Annotated in this window: 13 protein-coding genes; 5 read left to right on the top strand and 8 right to left on the bottom strand. The window is 42.3% G+C overall.

Annotation, left to right across the window (positions count from 1 at the left end; translation table 11 throughout):
- Positions 1 to 175: 175 nt before the first annotated feature.
- Positions 176 to 2,242 (top strand): M13 family metallopeptidase, encoded by a 2,067-nt coding sequence (locus tag G3R48_RS11255; RefSeq protein WP_153664133.1) that lies wholly within the window; start codon positions 176 to 178, stop codon positions 2,240 to 2,242.
- A 288-nt stretch (positions 2,243 to 2,530) separates the two neighbouring features.
- Here the strand turns inward: G3R48_RS11255 and acuI are convergent, their stop codons facing one another.
- The 3 genes from acuI to G3R48_RS17360 form a co-directional block, all read right to left on the bottom strand.
- The gene (gene acuI, locus G3R48_RS11260) at positions 2,531 to 3,514 is read right to left on the bottom strand and encodes an acrylyl-CoA reductase (NADPH) (RefSeq protein ID WP_153664135.1); all 984 of its coding nucleotides are present in this window, start codon (positions 3,512 to 3,514) and stop codon (positions 2,531 to 2,533) included.
- 12 nt (positions 3,515 to 3,526) lie between these two features.
- Complete coding sequence (acuR, locus tag G3R48_RS11265) at positions 3,527 to 4,225, bottom strand: acrylate utilization transcriptional regulator AcuR (protein ID WP_153664137.1); 699 nt, start codon at positions 4,223 to 4,225, stop codon at positions 3,527 to 3,529.
- A gap of 839 nt (positions 4,226 to 5,064) precedes the next feature.
- The gene (locus tag G3R48_RS17360; protein WP_153664141.1) at positions 5,065 to 5,595 is read right to left on the bottom strand and encodes a pilus assembly FimT family protein; all 531 of its coding nucleotides are present in this window, start codon (positions 5,593 to 5,595) and stop codon (positions 5,065 to 5,067) included.
- A 635-nt stretch (positions 5,596 to 6,230) separates the two neighbouring features.
- On the opposite strand from G3R48_RS17360, the gene G3R48_RS11275 reads away from it, so the two are divergent.
- From G3R48_RS11275 to G3R48_RS11285, 3 genes are all read left to right on the top strand, one after another.
- Positions 6,231 to 7,433, top strand: a complete 1,203-nt coding sequence (locus tag G3R48_RS11275) for an ammonium transporter (RefSeq protein ID WP_153664143.1) — start codon at positions 6,231 to 6,233, stop codon at positions 7,431 to 7,433.
- Between the two features lie 374 nt (positions 7,434 to 7,807).
- Complete coding sequence (locus G3R48_RS11280) at positions 7,808 to 9,325, top strand: ATP-binding protein (protein WP_153664145.1); 1,518 nt, start codon at positions 7,808 to 7,810, stop codon at positions 9,323 to 9,325.
- A gap of 98 nt (positions 9,326 to 9,423) precedes the next feature.
- Entirely contained in the window at positions 9,424 to 10,113 is a 690-nt protein-coding gene (locus tag G3R48_RS11285) for a response regulator (protein WP_380713775.1), read from the top strand.
- Between the two features lie 144 nt (positions 10,114 to 10,257).
- Here the strand turns inward: G3R48_RS11285 and G3R48_RS11290 are convergent, their stop codons facing one another.
- Positions 10,258 to 11,247, bottom strand: coding sequence for an efflux RND transporter periplasmic adaptor subunit (locus G3R48_RS11290; RefSeq protein WP_153664149.1), 990 nt, complete (start codon positions 11,245 to 11,247; stop codon positions 10,258 to 10,260).
- Positions 11,244 to 11,924 carry a hypothetical protein gene (locus G3R48_RS11295; protein ID WP_212593317.1) on the bottom strand — a complete coding sequence of 227 codons (681 nt, stop codon included), beginning with the start codon at positions 11,922 to 11,924 and terminating at the stop codon, positions 11,244 to 11,246. Before G3R48_RS11295 ends, G3R48_RS11290 begins: the two co-directional genes overlap by 4 nt.
- Before the next feature lie 123 nt (positions 11,925 to 12,047).
- Between G3R48_RS11295 and G3R48_RS11300 the strand changes: the two genes are divergently transcribed.
- A complete protein-coding gene (locus G3R48_RS11300; protein ID WP_153664151.1) occupies positions 12,048 to 12,974 on the top strand; it encodes a LysR family transcriptional regulator in 927 nt (308 codons plus the stop codon).
- 199 nt (positions 12,975 to 13,173) lie between these two features.
- Here G3R48_RS11300 and G3R48_RS11305 read toward each other — a convergent pair whose 3' ends face one another.
- From G3R48_RS11305 to arsB, 3 genes are all read right to left on the bottom strand, one after another.
- A complete protein-coding gene (locus tag G3R48_RS11305) occupies positions 13,174 to 13,833 on the bottom strand; it encodes a nitroreductase family protein (RefSeq protein ID WP_153664153.1) in 660 nt (219 codons plus the stop codon).
- Between the two features lie 521 nt (positions 13,834 to 14,354).
- Positions 14,355 to 14,600 carry a hypothetical protein gene (locus tag G3R48_RS11310; protein ID WP_153664155.1) on the bottom strand — a complete coding sequence of 82 codons (246 nt, stop codon included), beginning with the start codon at positions 14,598 to 14,600 and terminating at the stop codon, positions 14,355 to 14,357.
- 261 nt (positions 14,601 to 14,861) lie between these two features.
- Complete coding sequence (gene arsB / locus G3R48_RS11315) at positions 14,862 to 15,884, bottom strand: ACR3 family arsenite efflux transporter (RefSeq protein WP_153664157.1); 1,023 nt, start codon at positions 15,882 to 15,884, stop codon at positions 14,862 to 14,864.
- Positions 15,885 to 16,135 lie beyond the last annotated feature (251 nt).

The raw sequence follows: 16,135 nt of genomic DNA on the forward strand, positions 1-16,135 counted from the left end.
TGATCAAGCACACCTAACATCTCATCAGTGTAACGAACGCTAACAAATTGTTAGTTGACATTTTTTACCAGTCTTTCAAGATAGATTCGTTTTTACAAAATAAATCAAATAACAATAAAAATTAGCAACAAATGCCACGCTCTTTCCCAAAGGAAGCAAACAAGGAAGCAACATAATGAAAAAATCGTTAATCGCGATCGCGCTAGCAACCACGTTTTTAGGTGCTTGCGGCAGCTCAGACATCAATAAAACCCAACCGACTCAACAAGCGGCAACTCAAGCGAAAGCAGAATTGGGCTCATTTGGGGTAGATTTATCAGCCCGAGATCTCAATGTTAAACCCGGTGATGATTTCTTCATGTATGCCAGCGGCCATTGGTACGATAACTTTGAAATGCCAGCAGACAAGACCCGCTATGGTGCATTTACCGGTCTTGCAGAGCGCAGTGAAACTCAAGTAAAAGCCATTATCGACGATATCACCAGTCGCACTGACCTAAATGAAGAAGAACAACTCATTGCTGACTTTTATCACGCCTACATGGACACTGACACCATCAATAAATTAGGTGTTAAACCTATTCAACCTATTCTTGATGACATTAATGGCGTTAAATCAGTTGCCGACTTAACTAAAATATTTGGCCAAGCTTGGTTAACTAACACTGACTCGCCAATTCGCGGCGGCATGTGGTTTAACCGTTTAGATCCAAATAAATATGAAATGTCATTAGGTGCTGGCGGATTAGGCTTACCCGACCGCTCGTACTATTTAGAAGACAGCGAACGCTTCGTTAATATTCGCAGCGCGTATGTGGCACACATTGCAAAAATGCTGGCATTTGCCAACGTATCAGATCCGCAACAGCGCGCCCAAGGTATTTTGGCACTAGAAACTAAAATTGCTCAAGGCCAATGGCCACGTGAGAAACGCCGTGACCGCGACTTAACGCTTAACCAAATTAAACGCACCGAGTTAGCAAGTGCTTACCCAGGCTTTGATTGGGATTTATTTTTCACCCAAACCGGTTATCAAGTGCCTCAAGTGAACATTTCACAACCCGAGCCTGTGAAAGCCATGATAAAGCTTATCAACAATGAGCCTATCAACGTTTGGCAAGATTACTTAACTTTCCATACCTTAAGTAACAACGCCGGCCTGTTATCTGAAAACATCTATAACACCAGTTTTGACTTCTTTGGCAAAACCTTAAGTGGCCAAGCTGAGCCTCGTCCACGCTGGAAACGCGCAGTAGAAGAAATGTCTGGCACTCAATCTTTAGGCTTTGCTATTGGTAAAGTGTATGTAGCACGTTACTTCCCAGAGTCATCAAAAAAACAAATGGCGCAATTGGTCGAAAACCTTCGCACCGCACTTGGTGAGCGTATTGACGGTTTAGATTGGATGGGCGCAGAAACCAAAGTAAATGCTCGTGCAAAACTTGCGGCATTTACACCTAAAATTGGCTACCCAGATGTATGGCAAACCTTTGATGGTTTATCGCTGTCTAAAGATAACCTTGTCGGCAATATCCAAAATTTACGTCGTTTCTTCCACGCTGACAGTGTGGCGAAAGAATTGAAGAAAACCGATCGAAATCGTTGGGGTATGACACCACAATATGTTAACGCTTACTACAACAGCTCGTTCAACGAAATTGTATTCCCAGCCGCTATTTTACAACCCCCATTTTTTGATCCCAATGCCGACCCTGCTGTGAACTATGGCGGTATTGGCGCTGTAATTGGTCATGAAATGGGTCACGGTTTTGACGACCAAGGTTCAAAATCTGACGCTAACGGTATTCAACGTAACTGGTGGACTGATGCTGATCGCAGTGCATTTGAAGCAAAAACTGACATGCTCGCCGCGCAATACAGTCAATATGAACCCATTGCTGATAACTTCGTTAATGGCCGTAACAGCTTGGGTGAAAACATTGGTGACGTTGGTGGTATCGCGATGGCATACCACGCTTATAAGCTGAGCTTAAAAGGCAAAGAAGCACCGATTATTGATGGCCTAACTGGCGATCAACGTTTCTTCTTAGCATGGGCGCAAGTTTGGAAGGAAAAGCGTACTGAACAAAGCATGCTTAACCAGTTACGTGGTGGTACTCATGCGCCGGGACGTTACCGCGCACTTGCGCCGCGTAACCACGATGCATGGTACAAAGCATTTGATGTTAAGCCTGGCGACAAAATGTATTTACCAGAAGATCAACGTGTGCGTATTTGGTAAACGCCATTTATTCACAACTGCGCTAAATACAGAGTGTTTAACGCTATTGGTATCGTATTAAGCCAATGCCAAGTGAATATCAACAAGCGTAATCTAAAGGTGTATTGGCAAATACCAACAAAAATGCCTGTCATTTGGCAGGCATTTTTTTATCCATTAACAACATACTCAATGACGCAATAAAGTGTCATAGACAGCAGTTAATCAGTTAATCAGTTAATCAGTTAATCAGTTAATCAGTTAATCAGTTAATCAGTTAATCAGTTAATCAGTTAATCAGTTAATCAGTTAATCAGTTAATTTTACGACCACGCGTCCTTGAACCTTCCCCTCCATTAACTGTGTCGCAGTGTCGATAACTTGCGCTAAGCTGATTTCGGTCGCAATATCATCAAAGGTATTGTCATCAATCAATTGGCTTAATCTATCCCACGCTTCCACTCTATCAGCAAGCGGACGCATAACGCTGTCAATACCAGCAAGGGTCACGCCGCGTAAAATAAACGGCATAACCGTCGCAGGTAAATCCATGCCTTGAGCTAAACCACATGCCGCCACTGTGCCGCCATATTGGGTGCTAGCACAAATATTAGCGAGTGTATGGCTACCAACTGAATCAACCGCACCAGCCCAACGCTCTCTCGCTAATGGACGCCCCGCTTCTGATAATGTTTGGCGGTTAATCACTTCGCTTGCACCTAATTTTTGTAAGTAAGGCGCTTGCTCAACACGCCCCGTCGACGCCACAACGGTGTAACCTAATTTGGCTAATATCGCCACAGAAAAACTACCCACGCCGCCATTAGCACCGGTGACTAATACTTCACCTTTATCAGGTGTTACCCCATTTTTCTCCAGCGCCAATACACATAACATTGCCGTGTAGCCGGCAGTCCCTATCGACATGGCTTGTTTAGGGCTAAAACCTTGTGGCAAGGGGATTAACCAGTCACTTTTTAAGCGCGCTTTTTGGGCTAAACCACCACTGTGCACTTCACCAACACCAAAGCCGTTTAATAACACCTTATCGCCAACGGTAAATTTGCTCGAATCAGACTGTAAAACCTCACCAACTAAATCAATGCCGGGCACTAATGGAAACTGACGAACCACCGGTGCCTTACCGGTAATCGCCAAGCCATCTTTATAATTTAAGGTGCTATATAACACCTTAACGGTGACATCACCTTCTGGCAGTGCATTGTCATTTATGTCGGCGACACTCGCGCGGTAACCTTGATCATCTTTTTCAATTAAAATACCGTTAAACATGATTATTCCTCTTTACAAGCTATTGATCTGATCCAGCGTTTTATCAACAGGTAAGCCTGCGATAAAACAATCTACGTAATGGCGCAGTGGCGCTGCACTTTTCACTAATCGTGCACGGCTAACCGCCCCTTCCCAACCAATCCAAAAAAATTCAGCTAATTGCTGGGTATTGGCTGTTGCTGCCACTTGCCCAGCATCAATAGCCGCATCTAAACACTGCTGCAGTCGTAACTGCCAACTGGCAAAAATATCAATTAACACGGGTCTAAAGCTTTCAGGTAGCTGATCGACCTCCTGGCCTAAATTTCCGACCAGACAACCTCGGTTAAATTCAAAGCGCGCCATAGCTTCTATAGCACTTTGTGCAAATTGCTCAATACGCTCAAGCGGCAAAAATGCATCATTTAGTAAGTGTTTATCTAATTTATGGGCAAAGAAGCTGGCATAACTGTCTATTACCGCCAATCCAAAAGCTTCCTTACTCGCAAAGTAGTAATAAAATGATCCCTTTGGCACTCGCACTTGCTTGAGAATAAGATCGATACCAGACATCACAAACCCTTTCTCTGTGAGCACCGCTAATCCACTTTGAATCAACTCACTGCGGGTGTCGATACGTTGACGACCATCTTTAGGTGGTCGGCCCCGACGCGCTTGTACCATCGTTGACGCGGCTGAGTTAGATAACATTGTTATGGCACGGTGGGGCATGTTGAATTCCAATATTTGCGATCATTTTTATTATAACGTTTATTTTAGACTGCTCGTCTATAAAATTAAATTATATCGCCTGTTTTATCAAAAACAGCCATAAAATTAACTTAAAAGTGTCAGCTTATTCACGGTTTCATTAAAGGCCGCTAACCATTGCTAATGTCATTTAAATTGCTAACAAGGCTTAGCTAACCTGCTTGCTTAGCGCGTGTTAATTTGACACCGCTAGTCTGCCCCCTTAAATAAAGCAATTACAGTCTTTTGTGAGGCAGTTATCCATTGCCTTCACTGCAAGGAACCTGTGCTGCGAGCCTTGTAAATAAGGAATAACATGGGTGAGTTATATTTTATCCACCACGGAAAAACGGTTTGAATCCATCTTAAAAATGGCAAGATTTACCTGACACTCCATTAACAGGGCATCGAACAAACGAACGCTTTACCACCGTATTTGGCGCATGTTGAGCTGTGTTTAACTAGCTCATTAGGGCGTGCACAACAAACCGCAACGTTATTATGCCTAAATACCAATAAAATCATCCATTACTGGCAGATACTGAGGTGGAGTTTTGTGAACGTAAAAGAATGGAAAAGTGACATGTTGAGCAACAATTCCCAGCAGGGTTTCATCACTTATGCCACCACGCGGACCGCGATGACCCAAGCTTAGTTGGCGGTGACTTTAGTGAATGACAAGCCAGAGCAGATAAATGTTTAGCCCCTATCCGCTAATATAATGGCGACAACGCCTTGTTGATAATCTGGCTGTCAGATAGAACATAAAAAAACGCTAACCTCGGTTAGCGTTTTTTTATGATGCAAAGCAGTAACAGAAATTAACAGTCTGCGTTATCTATAAAATAGCCAGTATGCTGTTGTGCATTTCCATCAACAATATAAACAAGCTTACACTCTGAATGTGTGGTATATCCATGCGGAACAATAATCGCAACAGCATCGCTATTTTTAGCTGTATTCGTTCCTGTAGCAGGCTGATAATAAATGCCCCAATCTTCATCAAACTCTTCGGTGCCATTGTTCATTTCAAAAAAGGATCCATCAAGAACCTTTTCTATATTACCGGCTACAGCATTGGTGTAACCCATGATCGTCGACACATTTTGGCCATTAACTTCAACGCTGCCATTAATGGCTTTTTCTTTACCTTGAATAACAGCCTTTGAAAACACTAAGCTATTAGCCGATTTCAAATTACCTTCAAGTTCAGTTAAATTTGCTTTAACGGCATCATTTTTTAAATTGATGAATTTAGGCGCTGCAATCACAGCCAAAATACCTAAAATAACAATCACCACAACTAATTCAAGTAAGGTAAACCCAACTTGACGACGTAAAAATTTGTTCATAGGGCTAACTCTTTTTATTACGATAACGATACTGCCAAAGAAACGTAGATGATCATTAATCAAACTAAATGACACATCAGACTCTTTTTAATCATACTTTTTTATCCTTTAAAGCAATACGTTAATTCTATTTATCAATAAAACACAACACAACAAACAAACCTTAACAACACCAATTATCAGTATTAGCACATCAAAACCATCACAAGCCACTACCCCTGATAACATTCAATTTCCTCTCCACCCTTTATCTGTTCATAGCAACACCACATAACAACCGATGAAGACCAACACGTCTAATCACACTCAATAAACCCCCATAAAGAGCGGTATCAACAAGCCTAATAGGTCATCGCGGATGTTAATCTGTCATCGGCAATGTCTATTGAGGTTGCACCAAATAAAGGCAAGCACGCACAATCATGCGTCATCCCCGCCACAATGTTTGCACCAATATGACGATTGAGTGATAACTTACGCACCAAAATAGTGGCGATTAAAATAAAATTAAATTCTAAATATCATAACCTTGTACTTTAATGACATATAAAAACAGCGCGAACCTATTTAGTAGGAATAAATATTGCTAACTAAGCAACTCAATTGATAAAGAGAAGAATATCGGGAAATGCTTTATGGACAATATTAGTGATGCGATTAGCGTCATAGCGCAAAGTGCAGATACATTATTTATTTTGTTAGGTGCCATTATGGTGCTAGCAATGCACGCTGGCTTTGCCTTTTTAGAAGTCGGAACCGTACGTCACAAAAATCAAGTTAATGCGTTGGTTAAAATTCTTGCCGACTTCTCTTTTTCAGCTGTTGCCTACTTTTTTATTGGTTATCAAATTGCTTACGGCAACAATTTTTTTGCCTCCGCAGAGGTATTAGTTGCCAATAATGGCTACGAACTGGTGAAGTTTTTCTTTTTACTGACCTTTGCAGCTGCCATCCCCGCTATTGTTTCTGGTGGCATTGCCGAGCGCGGTAGTTTTACGCCATTTCTAGTGGCTTCTATGTTAATTGTCGCCTTTGTGTACCCCACATTCGAAGGCCTTATTTGGAATGGTAACGCTGGTTTTCAAGACTGGCTACACGCCACCTTTGGCGCTCAATTTCATGACTTTGCCGGCTCAATTGTGGTTCACGGTATGGGGGGCTGGTTAGCCTTTACAGCAATCTATTTATTAGGGGCTCGTCAAGGTCGTAAACCCGGTATTGCCTTTGCGCCATCAAATATTCCCTTTCTAGCATTAGGTTCTTGGATTTTAATTGTTGGCTGGTTTGGTTTTAATGTCATGTCAGCTCAAACCTTAAACGGCATGAGCGGCTTAGTGGCAGTAAACAGCTTAATGGCGATGGTCGGTGGTACTATCATTGCCTTTATCGTTGGTCGTAATGACCCCGGCTTTATTCACAATGGTCCATTAGCAGGATTAGTGGCAGTGTGTGCAGGTTCTGATTTAATGCACCCTATCGGTGCATTTATTGTTGGTGGCGGTGCTGGCGGTTTATTTGTTGTCATTTACACTCGTTTGCAGCGCAGTAAGAAAATCGACGACGTATTGGGTGTTTGGCCATTGCATGGCATATGTGGTTTATGGGGCGGCATTGCTGCAGGTATCTTTGGCCAAACCAGTTTCGGGGGGTTAGGTGGGGTAAGCTTTATGTCACAGGTTATAGGCTCAATTGCCGGTGTGGTATTTGCACTTGTTGGTGGCTTTATCGTTTACTCCTTGGTGAATAAAGTATCAAGCTTACGTTTAAGCCAAGAAGACGAATACATTGGTGCAGACTTAGCTATCCATAAAATTGGCGCTACCAGTAACGACAAATAATTTCATCAATCTCGCTTAACGTTTACCTAATCCTCAGACATTGGTTAGGTAAACGTCCTCGTTAACGTACCGTTTCAAACAATTTTACTGCATATTTAACTGCGTCTGGCTGGATTATTACTGATTTTTCCCGCGCTTTACCTGCATAAAAAACCACTTTAATGTGATCCTGTTAGTAGATTCGAATTTGTTTGGCAAAGCTCACCGCAATATTCTTTCACCACTTGAGTATCTGGCATATAATCCGCCTTTAATTAGGCAGTTGTTCTGTAAAAACAACTAGATAAGCAATTGTTAATAAAACAATATATCTGAAGTTTGCAGCCAATTTAAGCCCCTATGTTCGCAGAAAAATTTTACTGGAGCAGTTAGGCATGAGCTTATCCAAAAAACTAATGCTGACCTTTTTAGGTCTCACATTGGTCGTTTTATTGGCGACATTATCATTAGCACGTTGGAGTTTTGAACGCGGTTTTTTAGAATATGCTAATGCATTAGAACAGCAACGCCTGAGCAATATTGCCCAAAATCTAACAACCTTATATATCGACAATGACGGCTGGGAACATATTAGCTGCCTCACAATCAAACAATATTTATCCGCCAGTTTTCAGCCTAAATCAACGATAAAAACAGCGAATCAGGCATACAATTTCTCGCATCATCAGGCGCATGAACATTTAACTCAACATCCACCCCATGCGCCCTTAGTCCATGAACAAGAGGAACAACATAAAAATGCGGCCACATCGGCAACGACGGTAGAATCATCACTAAAACCATTGCACCAAAAGCCATTTAAACAACGACACACGTCACCTACGGCATTATTTAACGCCCAAGATCAATTTATTGCAGGTACCGTTCCTCGGACACCAAAAAAACAGTGGGTCAAAGTTTACATAAAAGTCGATAAACAGATTGTCGGGACATTGGTAACTAACGCGAAAAGGCGTATCAACAGCCCCCAAGGCACTGCATTTTCTAAGCGTCAATGGTTAATGAGCATGCTAATTGGCCTTGTCGCATTAGGCTTATCGGTTGGGGTATCGCTGTTATTAACCCGAGTGTTTCTTGCCCCTATTCAACGTATGTTGAAACGAGTATCGAGCATGTCTAATGGTGATTACCTCACACGCTTATCCCCCACTCACCATGATGAACTTGGACAACTGATGGGCGATCTTGATCGCCTTGCGCTACATTTACAGCAAAACCAAAGTGTCAGACAGCGCTGGATAGCCAGTATTTCCCATGAATTAAGAACCCCTGTAACCGTATTAACCGGTGAAATTAATGCTATCAAAGATGGGGTTAGACCCTTAAATATGGCGCAAATAGATTCAGTGCACCAAGAAGTAGAACGCCTCGCTCATCTGATTGACGATCTTTACCAACTGTCGTTGTCCGATATCGGCGGACTACGTTACCACTTTGAACCCATTGATATTATTGACTGCATTAACCATTGTTGTCATAAAGCCCAGCTACAAGCACAGCAACAAGGACTAACCCTAACCCAACAATTATCTGGCTCAGTAATGATTAATGGCGATCGTGATCGTCTGCAGCAATTGCTCACTAATATTATCAATAATTCGCTTAAATACACCGACGCGCCGGGGACAATTGTTATCAATACCACGGTCATGAGCAGTTATGTGCAAATTATTATTCAAGACAGTTTACCCGGTATTCCTGTGCAAGAATGCCAAAAATTGCTTGAGCCACTGTATCGCAACGAAGTATCGCGCAGTCGTCATCGCGGTGGAGCAGGATTAGGGTTAGCTATTTGTCGCAATATTGCCGAGGCACATCAAGGTACAATACGTATTTGCCCATCGACCTTGGGCGGCATTCAAGTTGAAATTAATTTACCGATAGTCATTTAAATGTATCACTGACGCCATCCCGACCCAGTGCATTAAAACAGTGCATTGAGGCAACATCACTGTAAAAAGGATTTGGCTGTCTCAAATACAAGAGAAAAATAATGAATAACAATCAAATTCTTGTCATTGAAGATGAACCGAAAATAGCTAAATTATTAGCGGATTACCTTGCGCTTGATGGCTTTGAGACAACCATTTTAACCGAAGGTACAGACGCGGTTGACATCATTAAAGCAAGCGCGCCAGATGTGGTGATTCTAGACCTGATGTTACCGGGTAAAGATGGCATCACTATTTGCAAACAAGTGCGCGAATTTAGCAATGTACCAATACTGATGAGCACCGCACGTGTAGACGAAATTGACCGTTTAATAGGGTTAAACTCAGGTGCTGATGATTATATTTGTAAGCCCTTTTTACCTAAAGAGGTGGTCGCTAGAGTGAAAGCGATTTTACGCCGAGTACAACCGCACAATGTTGATCATGAGCCGACAACGCTGGTCTATCGTGATGTCATGCTAAACCAAGAAAAATTTCAATGCCAAGTTAATCATCATGACGTTGAGCTAACACCGATTGAATTTAGAATGCTGCAAACCTTAATAACCAAGCCTGGTAAGGTCTATTCTCGGGAAGTATTAATGCAGGCAAGCTATAAAGACCAGCGTATTGTCAGCGATCGCACCATTGACAGCCATATAAAAAACTTACGTAAAAAACTGGCCGAATACACCCAAGAAAACGAACTCATTCACTCTATTTATGGTGTCGGTTATAAAGTCGACTAACCAAAGGCAACCGTAAAAGCTATCGCTAAAACAGCGGCATAAAAAAGGCATTGACCGAAACGTCAATGCCGACAATGTTATTGCAATTGCGAGTAAATCATCCCGCTTTTCCTGGGATGAAGTCTTAGCTGATGTTAGCGACAATCAGATGGCATTAAAATAAGACTTATACGAGTGCAGTCGCACCGTTGCCGCCCCAATCACATCGATAAACCCAAGTGCCGGATGCGGTTTATTCGCGGCTATCCAAGCCGAACCTGTTGCGCCGATCGGAATGGTTTTACCTTCTGGCTCAAACACCTCAAGAATCACCGTACGGCCATGAGCACTGGTATTCGCACCAACATGCTGACGCACGCTTTGCGGCCCTTGAAAAGGTGAAATAGCCGACTCTCCCGTACCAGCTGTTAAGCTGTGCACTTTGGCGCGAAACACTTCACCGGGATACGCATCGACATAAAACTCAGCAAACTGTCCCTCTTCCACATAACGAAAGGTTTGGTCTGGAATGCGCATTTCCATAAATTTACGCTTAGTATCATAAAGGTGCATATTGCCCATACGGCTGCCATTGGCCACATTCACAATTGCCACTTGGCCATCAAAAGGCGCACGCACTGTTTTTAGCTCTTGTTCAAACTCGACACGGGAAAAATCCGCTTCTAGTGAGGTTAACGTTGACTGCGCAATACGCAATTGTGAGCGATAACTTTCTACATCGCGTTCATTAAAGATGTCAGGCGAAATGACAGCACGTTCGATATCGCGCGTCATTTGCGCAATAGACTCTTGCTGCTGCACGATAGAAGCACGAATTTTCTCTAAATCGGCAGCAGAGCGAGTATCAACTAAAGTGTAAATAACATCACCTTGTTGCACCCATTGATTATGTGACACATAAATCTCGTCAATTTGCTCGCCAACAAGTGGCGACAATACCGCATGTGGCGCTTTAATGGTTGATGAATACGTTAAGTCTACTGGTGCCCAAAGACGTGAAACAATGGCCAAGATAGCCAAAATAAACGCGCCACCAAAAACAATCCAAAAGCCACTTTTCATGGTCCACTTAATGGCACCCGTGGCCACTAAAATCCACATTAATAAGATATAAGGGATCATCACTTCTTTCATGATCGAACCTCCGATGAGTTATCAACCGTTGGCAATACAGATTTGACCGCTTCCGTTGTCGTTGAAGTAGAGGGCACGCCATCTTCGTTAGCAACAGGAGGTGCTGAGTTACTGCTCGGAGCATTAGTTGTTGTGCTATTTTTCGCAGCGCTGTCTTTAAGTGCATCCCCATAAAGCCCATTGCCGATAACACGGCTAATGGCTTGGCCAATTTGCGCCCAATTAGCAAATGCAATAATTATTGCCAGCACCCACCACGCCTTGTGCAATAACAAGCCACATAACGACAACGCAAACACCAATTGAATATGAACACTCTTACGCTGTTGGGCCTTATGCACTGCCACTTCATGTACCTGCCACAGCAAATACAACACAAATGCGACCAGTGCGATGGTCACCGTAAATAAGTAACCGCTAAAGAACTCATTATTAAAAAACATCATCATGGTGTCGTTAGGCGTATTGCTAAATTGGCTCATATCAATGTCCTTAGAATTGATCTCACCTAGCGGCGCGAGCAAATACGCGCCTAATAACATGGCTCCCATAAATGCGCTGAATTTAAACAGTACCGTCGCAATAATAAACACCATGACGATGACTTTTTTCACGCCACGCAAACGGCTTTGCAAAGAAAAAACTGGGAGTAAACGATCCACAAATGCTGATTTCATATAAGCCTTTTTCCTAAATATCCTTAACCATGACCCCATCATAGTGACAATAATGACCACATTGCTGATATGTGATATAAGATATCTAATAATACTTAGGTTTAATCGCTAAAGAGTTAAGAAATGAAGCACTCAGACTACAGCTTAATTCCCACTTTTGTGGCTATCATGGAGCAAAAAAACTACACCAGAGCGGCCCAAAAATTAGGCATTAGCCAATCGGCAGTCAGCCAAGGTGTCAGCCGCTTAAAAGAGATTTTCAACGACCCGCTGTTTATTCGCTGCCGTCATGGTGTCGAGCCCACTCAATTTGCACTGGACATATACCCTACACTTGCCAACGCAATTGAAAACATTGCTTACACCTTGCCGGAATATCAAAAGTTCGACCCTGCGGTGTGTAACAAACAGTTTGTCATTTCAGCATTAAGCGTTTTTGGGTTTACATTATTACCTGAATTGGCGATGAGACTCAGTCAAGTCGCGCCCCTTGCCAGCATGAACATTGATGCCATCAGCGGACAAGATCCCGCCGACATGTTGCGTACCCAGCAATCTGACATATTAATAGAAGTGAAATCACAACAATCGTCGTTGTTACGTTCGAAAGTGATCATGCAAGACAAGGTGTGTGTAACCTGCCGTCAAGATCACCCAATGCTTGTTGGCACAAGCATTACCCAAGCGCAATTTTTACAACAAAAACACATTACTATTGGCTCAAAAAACCAAAAAGCAGGTTACTTAACCGGTCGTGGGTTAAAAGATGACTCCCTTTTGCAACAGCGCACCATTGCTTGGCAGGCCAGCAGCACCATGGAAGTGTTACCTATTATTCAAAAAACGGATTATTTGGGGTTAATACCGCAACAACTCATGGACCAATACCAGCACCGATACCAGCTAAAACAGCTACAAGCCCCATTTTTACAAGAACGTATTGATATTGCCATGTTCTGGCATCCCTCACGCAATAACGACCCAAGCCACCAATGGCTGCGCAGTGAAATTGCACTCGCGGCCAAAAAATACACCTCAAGTAGAGCATAAGTTTACCGGCTTACAACCCAATAGACTGACTGGCTCAGTCATCATCAAGCGTTGGTAAAGACCGAGTAAAAATAAAAAATTAACCCACAAAAAAGCCACAACAATTTGTTCTGGCTTTTCATTGGGTCAATAAATGGGGAAAACCGAGCTTTTACTGCTAATGAGCAAAGCGCATAAATTAACCCAATATCATACTGCCTTAAAGTACAGTGATGATTTCAGCTTCAGCTAAACGTGCTTTTGGTAGACCATGGTTATAGTCGTCACCATCTTTGTGATAGCCCATTGCTAAAGCAAATTCACACACATATTCGCCTATTTCAGCTTTAAACTCTTCACCAATAAGTGCCGGGTCTACGCCTTCCATTGGTGTTGAATCAATACCTAAACGCGCAAGAGTATGCAAGGTGTTACCAACAGCAATGTAAGATTGTGCTTTGGTCCAAGAACCGTTATAACCGTTTTCGTCAGTATTCAATTCAGCAAAAGCATACGCACCATTAAGCATGTTGCCATGCATTTCAGCAGGTAAATGACCTGAAGAAACTTCATTATCAACCACTTTACGGTAATCTTCTTTAGTGTATTTAGGGTTATAGGCAAACAACACAATATGTGACGCTTCAGTGGCATGTGGTTGGTTAAACTGATGCATGTTAGCAAACGTATTATGGAAACGTTGTTTAGCTTCATCACTTTCAAGCACAATAAACTTCCATGGTTGAGAGTTAATTGAAGAAGCTGACAAACGAATTGCTTCTTTAATGACTGTCATGTCGTCAGCAGAAATGCGTTTAGTGGCATCATATTTTTTTGCTGTGTAACGGAAGTTTAGATCTTTAATGATTTGATGAGTCATGTGCTTACTCCAAGTAATGGTGTTGGTGGCCAATCAGCATTTATATAACATCAATCAAAAATGCTTAGCCAGATAAGTCAAACTAGAAAAATAAAGGATGACGTTTAATCGATGAATGAATCTTAGTAAAGCTTGGGCAAAACAAAAAGGGATATTAAAACCAATCATTATGGACTTTTTATCCCACAATATTAATCATTGGCTATTTATCGCCGCTAAAAAAAACTAAATAGCAGATAATCATACCCGCTAATATCCGCCGCCGATTTAAGAAATGTATCAGATCGATAAGTAAACGCCATTTACTCGGCGAACCGCCACCACTCACAGCTATCGTCATCGCTGACCGTTAATACTCGATAGTCGCTAGCTAATAGTCACTAACTAATCGTCGATAGCCAGTCGCTAATAGTCGATGCCGATAATCAATAGCCGTCAAACCGTTCAACTAATTCGCCAGCCTAAGCATAAAACCGCTAAGCGACAGTGTTAACCTGCCCCCTTTGTTCTACCTAAAAGCGTTATTGCTTTTTAATGCCTTTTTGTACCATGTCTTTACCGTTAATAAACACGTCGTCACTTACCCAGCGTCCTAACAATAGTTGATGATTATCAGCAAACACCGCCACGAAATGACGGCCATCAGCATTACTTGTTGCCATGCCTATGCCCGCAACATTTTTAAGCCCCAAAACACCGCTTTCAATCATTACGATAAAACGCTCAAGTTCAGCTAAATCTTCAATTACTACGTCATCAAATTTCATGGTTTTTCTCTATTATGACAATGGTTGTGCGCCCAAGGTTATCTATTGGTCACCACTAATTACCTGCCTTTGCGCGCCGCGGCAACGGGCAGATATCCTATGCCGATATTATGGGGGCGATTAAACAAATAACAATCTTAACGTGCTTAAACGATACCAATAACACCCTGGGGATAAAAATAAGCCATAAAAAATGGGACGCATCATCTGCGCCCCATCAATGGGTTATTGTCACCTAAAGCCTCAATAAAGGCGTTTATATTAAGCGGCTTTAAACCAGTGTTGAGTGCGGTTAACAATCGCGACTAATGACAACATAACAGGGACTTCGACCAACACCCCAACAACAGTCGCTAACGCGGCGCCCGAATGCAGGCCAAATAATGAAATAGCCACTGCAACCGCTAACTCAAAGAAGTTAGATGTACCAATTAAGCTAGCAGGAGCAGCAATATTGTGTGGCAGTTTGAGCCATTTTGCCGCGGCATAAGTAATGATGAAAATCCCGTAAGTTTGGATCATTAACGGAATTGCAATAAAGGCAATGGTTTGCGGCTGTGAAATAATGGTGTTGGCTTGAAAGCCAAATAACAGCACCACAGTGGCCAATAGGCCGATCATAGACCAAGGCTTTAAACGCGCCAATAAGCTTTGTAATGCGTTATCATCACCGGCTTTATTTAAGCGTTGACGGGTTAATGCCCCAGCAATTAATGGCAATAACACATACAACACCACTGACGAAAGTAAGGTTTCCCAAGGCACTTGAATATCACTTACACCCAATAAAAAAGCCGTAATAGGTGCAAATGCAAAAATCATAATCACGTCATTAACAGACACTTGCACTAAGGTGTAATTCGGGTCACCTTTGGTCAATTGTGACCAGACAAACACCATTGCCGTACAAGGTGCAACGCCTAGTAAAATCATCCCCGCGATGTATTCTTGAGCCGACGCAGGGTCAACAAAATCAATAAAGAACACATTAAAGAATAGCCAACCTAATGCCGCCATCGTAAAAGGCTTAATTAACCAGTTAATCACCACAGTTAAAAACAATCCCTTAGGGTTATTTTTGACATCTTTTACAGCACTAAAATCTATTTGCACCATCATTGGGTAAATCATTACCCAAATAAATACCGCCACAACGACGTTCACATGTGCAATTTCAAGCCCTGCAACGGCTTGAAATACGTCAGGTTGCCATAACCCCAATACGACACCAGCCACAATACTTAGGCCAACCCATACTGATAAATAGCGTTCAAAAATACCCATCTGCAACTCTCATCTATTTTGTTGTCTTAAAAATGCTGACGATAATCCAGCTCATTAACTGGTGCACAAACAATGTATTTCCGCTGTCACTCACTTATCGTCAATCCTCAACCGTTGGTATTGATTAACCGTTAAATGCAAAACATCGCATGAATGGCGTTAACGATTTACAACACGCTCGCGGCTAGCTTAATCATATAAACGTGCTATCAAGTATGAAAAAACATATATATGATTATTCGCATATTTTA

This window comes from Shewanella intestini (assembly GCF_018221465.1).
Classification (GTDB): domain Bacteria; phylum Pseudomonadota; class Gammaproteobacteria; order Enterobacterales; family Shewanellaceae; genus Shewanella; species Shewanella intestini.

What these genes read in the sequence shown, in the direction of transcription:
- arsB (WP_153664157.1), bottom strand. Translation starts at nt 15,884, where the DNA reads ATGGGTATTTTTGAACGCTATTTATCAGTATGGGTTGGCCTAAGTATT.
- acuR (WP_153664137.1), bottom strand. Translation starts at nt 4,225, where the DNA reads ATGCCCCACCGTGCCATAACAATGTTATCTAACTCAGCCGCGTCAACG.
- G3R48_RS11280 (WP_153664145.1), top strand. Translation starts at nt 7,808, where the DNA reads ATGAGCTTATCCAAAAAACTAATGCTGACCTTTTTAGGTCTCACATTG.
- G3R48_RS11305 (WP_153664153.1), bottom strand. Translation starts at nt 13,833, where the DNA reads ATGACTCATCAAATCATTAAAGATCTAAACTTCCGTTACACAGCAAAA.
- acuI (WP_153664135.1), bottom strand. Translation starts at nt 3,514, where the DNA reads ATGTTTAACGGTATTTTAATTGAAAAAGATGATCAAGGTTACCGCGCG.
- G3R48_RS11300 (WP_153664151.1), top strand. Translation starts at nt 12,048, where the DNA reads ATGAAGCACTCAGACTACAGCTTAATTCCCACTTTTGTGGCTATCATG.
- G3R48_RS11295 (WP_212593317.1), bottom strand. Translation starts at nt 11,924, where the DNA reads ATGAAATCAGCATTTGTGGATCGTTTACTCCCAGTTTTTTCTTTGCAA.
- G3R48_RS17360 (WP_153664141.1), bottom strand. Translation starts at nt 5,595, where the DNA reads ATGAACAAATTTTTACGTCGTCAAGTTGGGTTTACCTTACTTGAATTA.
- G3R48_RS11275 (WP_153664143.1), top strand. Translation starts at nt 6,231, where the DNA reads ATGGACAATATTAGTGATGCGATTAGCGTCATAGCGCAAAGTGCAGAT.
- G3R48_RS11310 (WP_153664155.1), bottom strand. Translation starts at nt 14,600, where the DNA reads ATGAAATTTGATGACGTAGTAATTGAAGATTTAGCTGAACTTGAGCGT.
- G3R48_RS11290 (WP_153664149.1), bottom strand. Translation starts at nt 11,247, where the DNA reads ATGAAAGAAGTGATGATCCCTTATATCTTATTAATGTGGATTTTAGTG.
- G3R48_RS11255 (WP_153664133.1), top strand. Translation starts at nt 176, where the DNA reads ATGAAAAAATCGTTAATCGCGATCGCGCTAGCAACCACGTTTTTAGGT.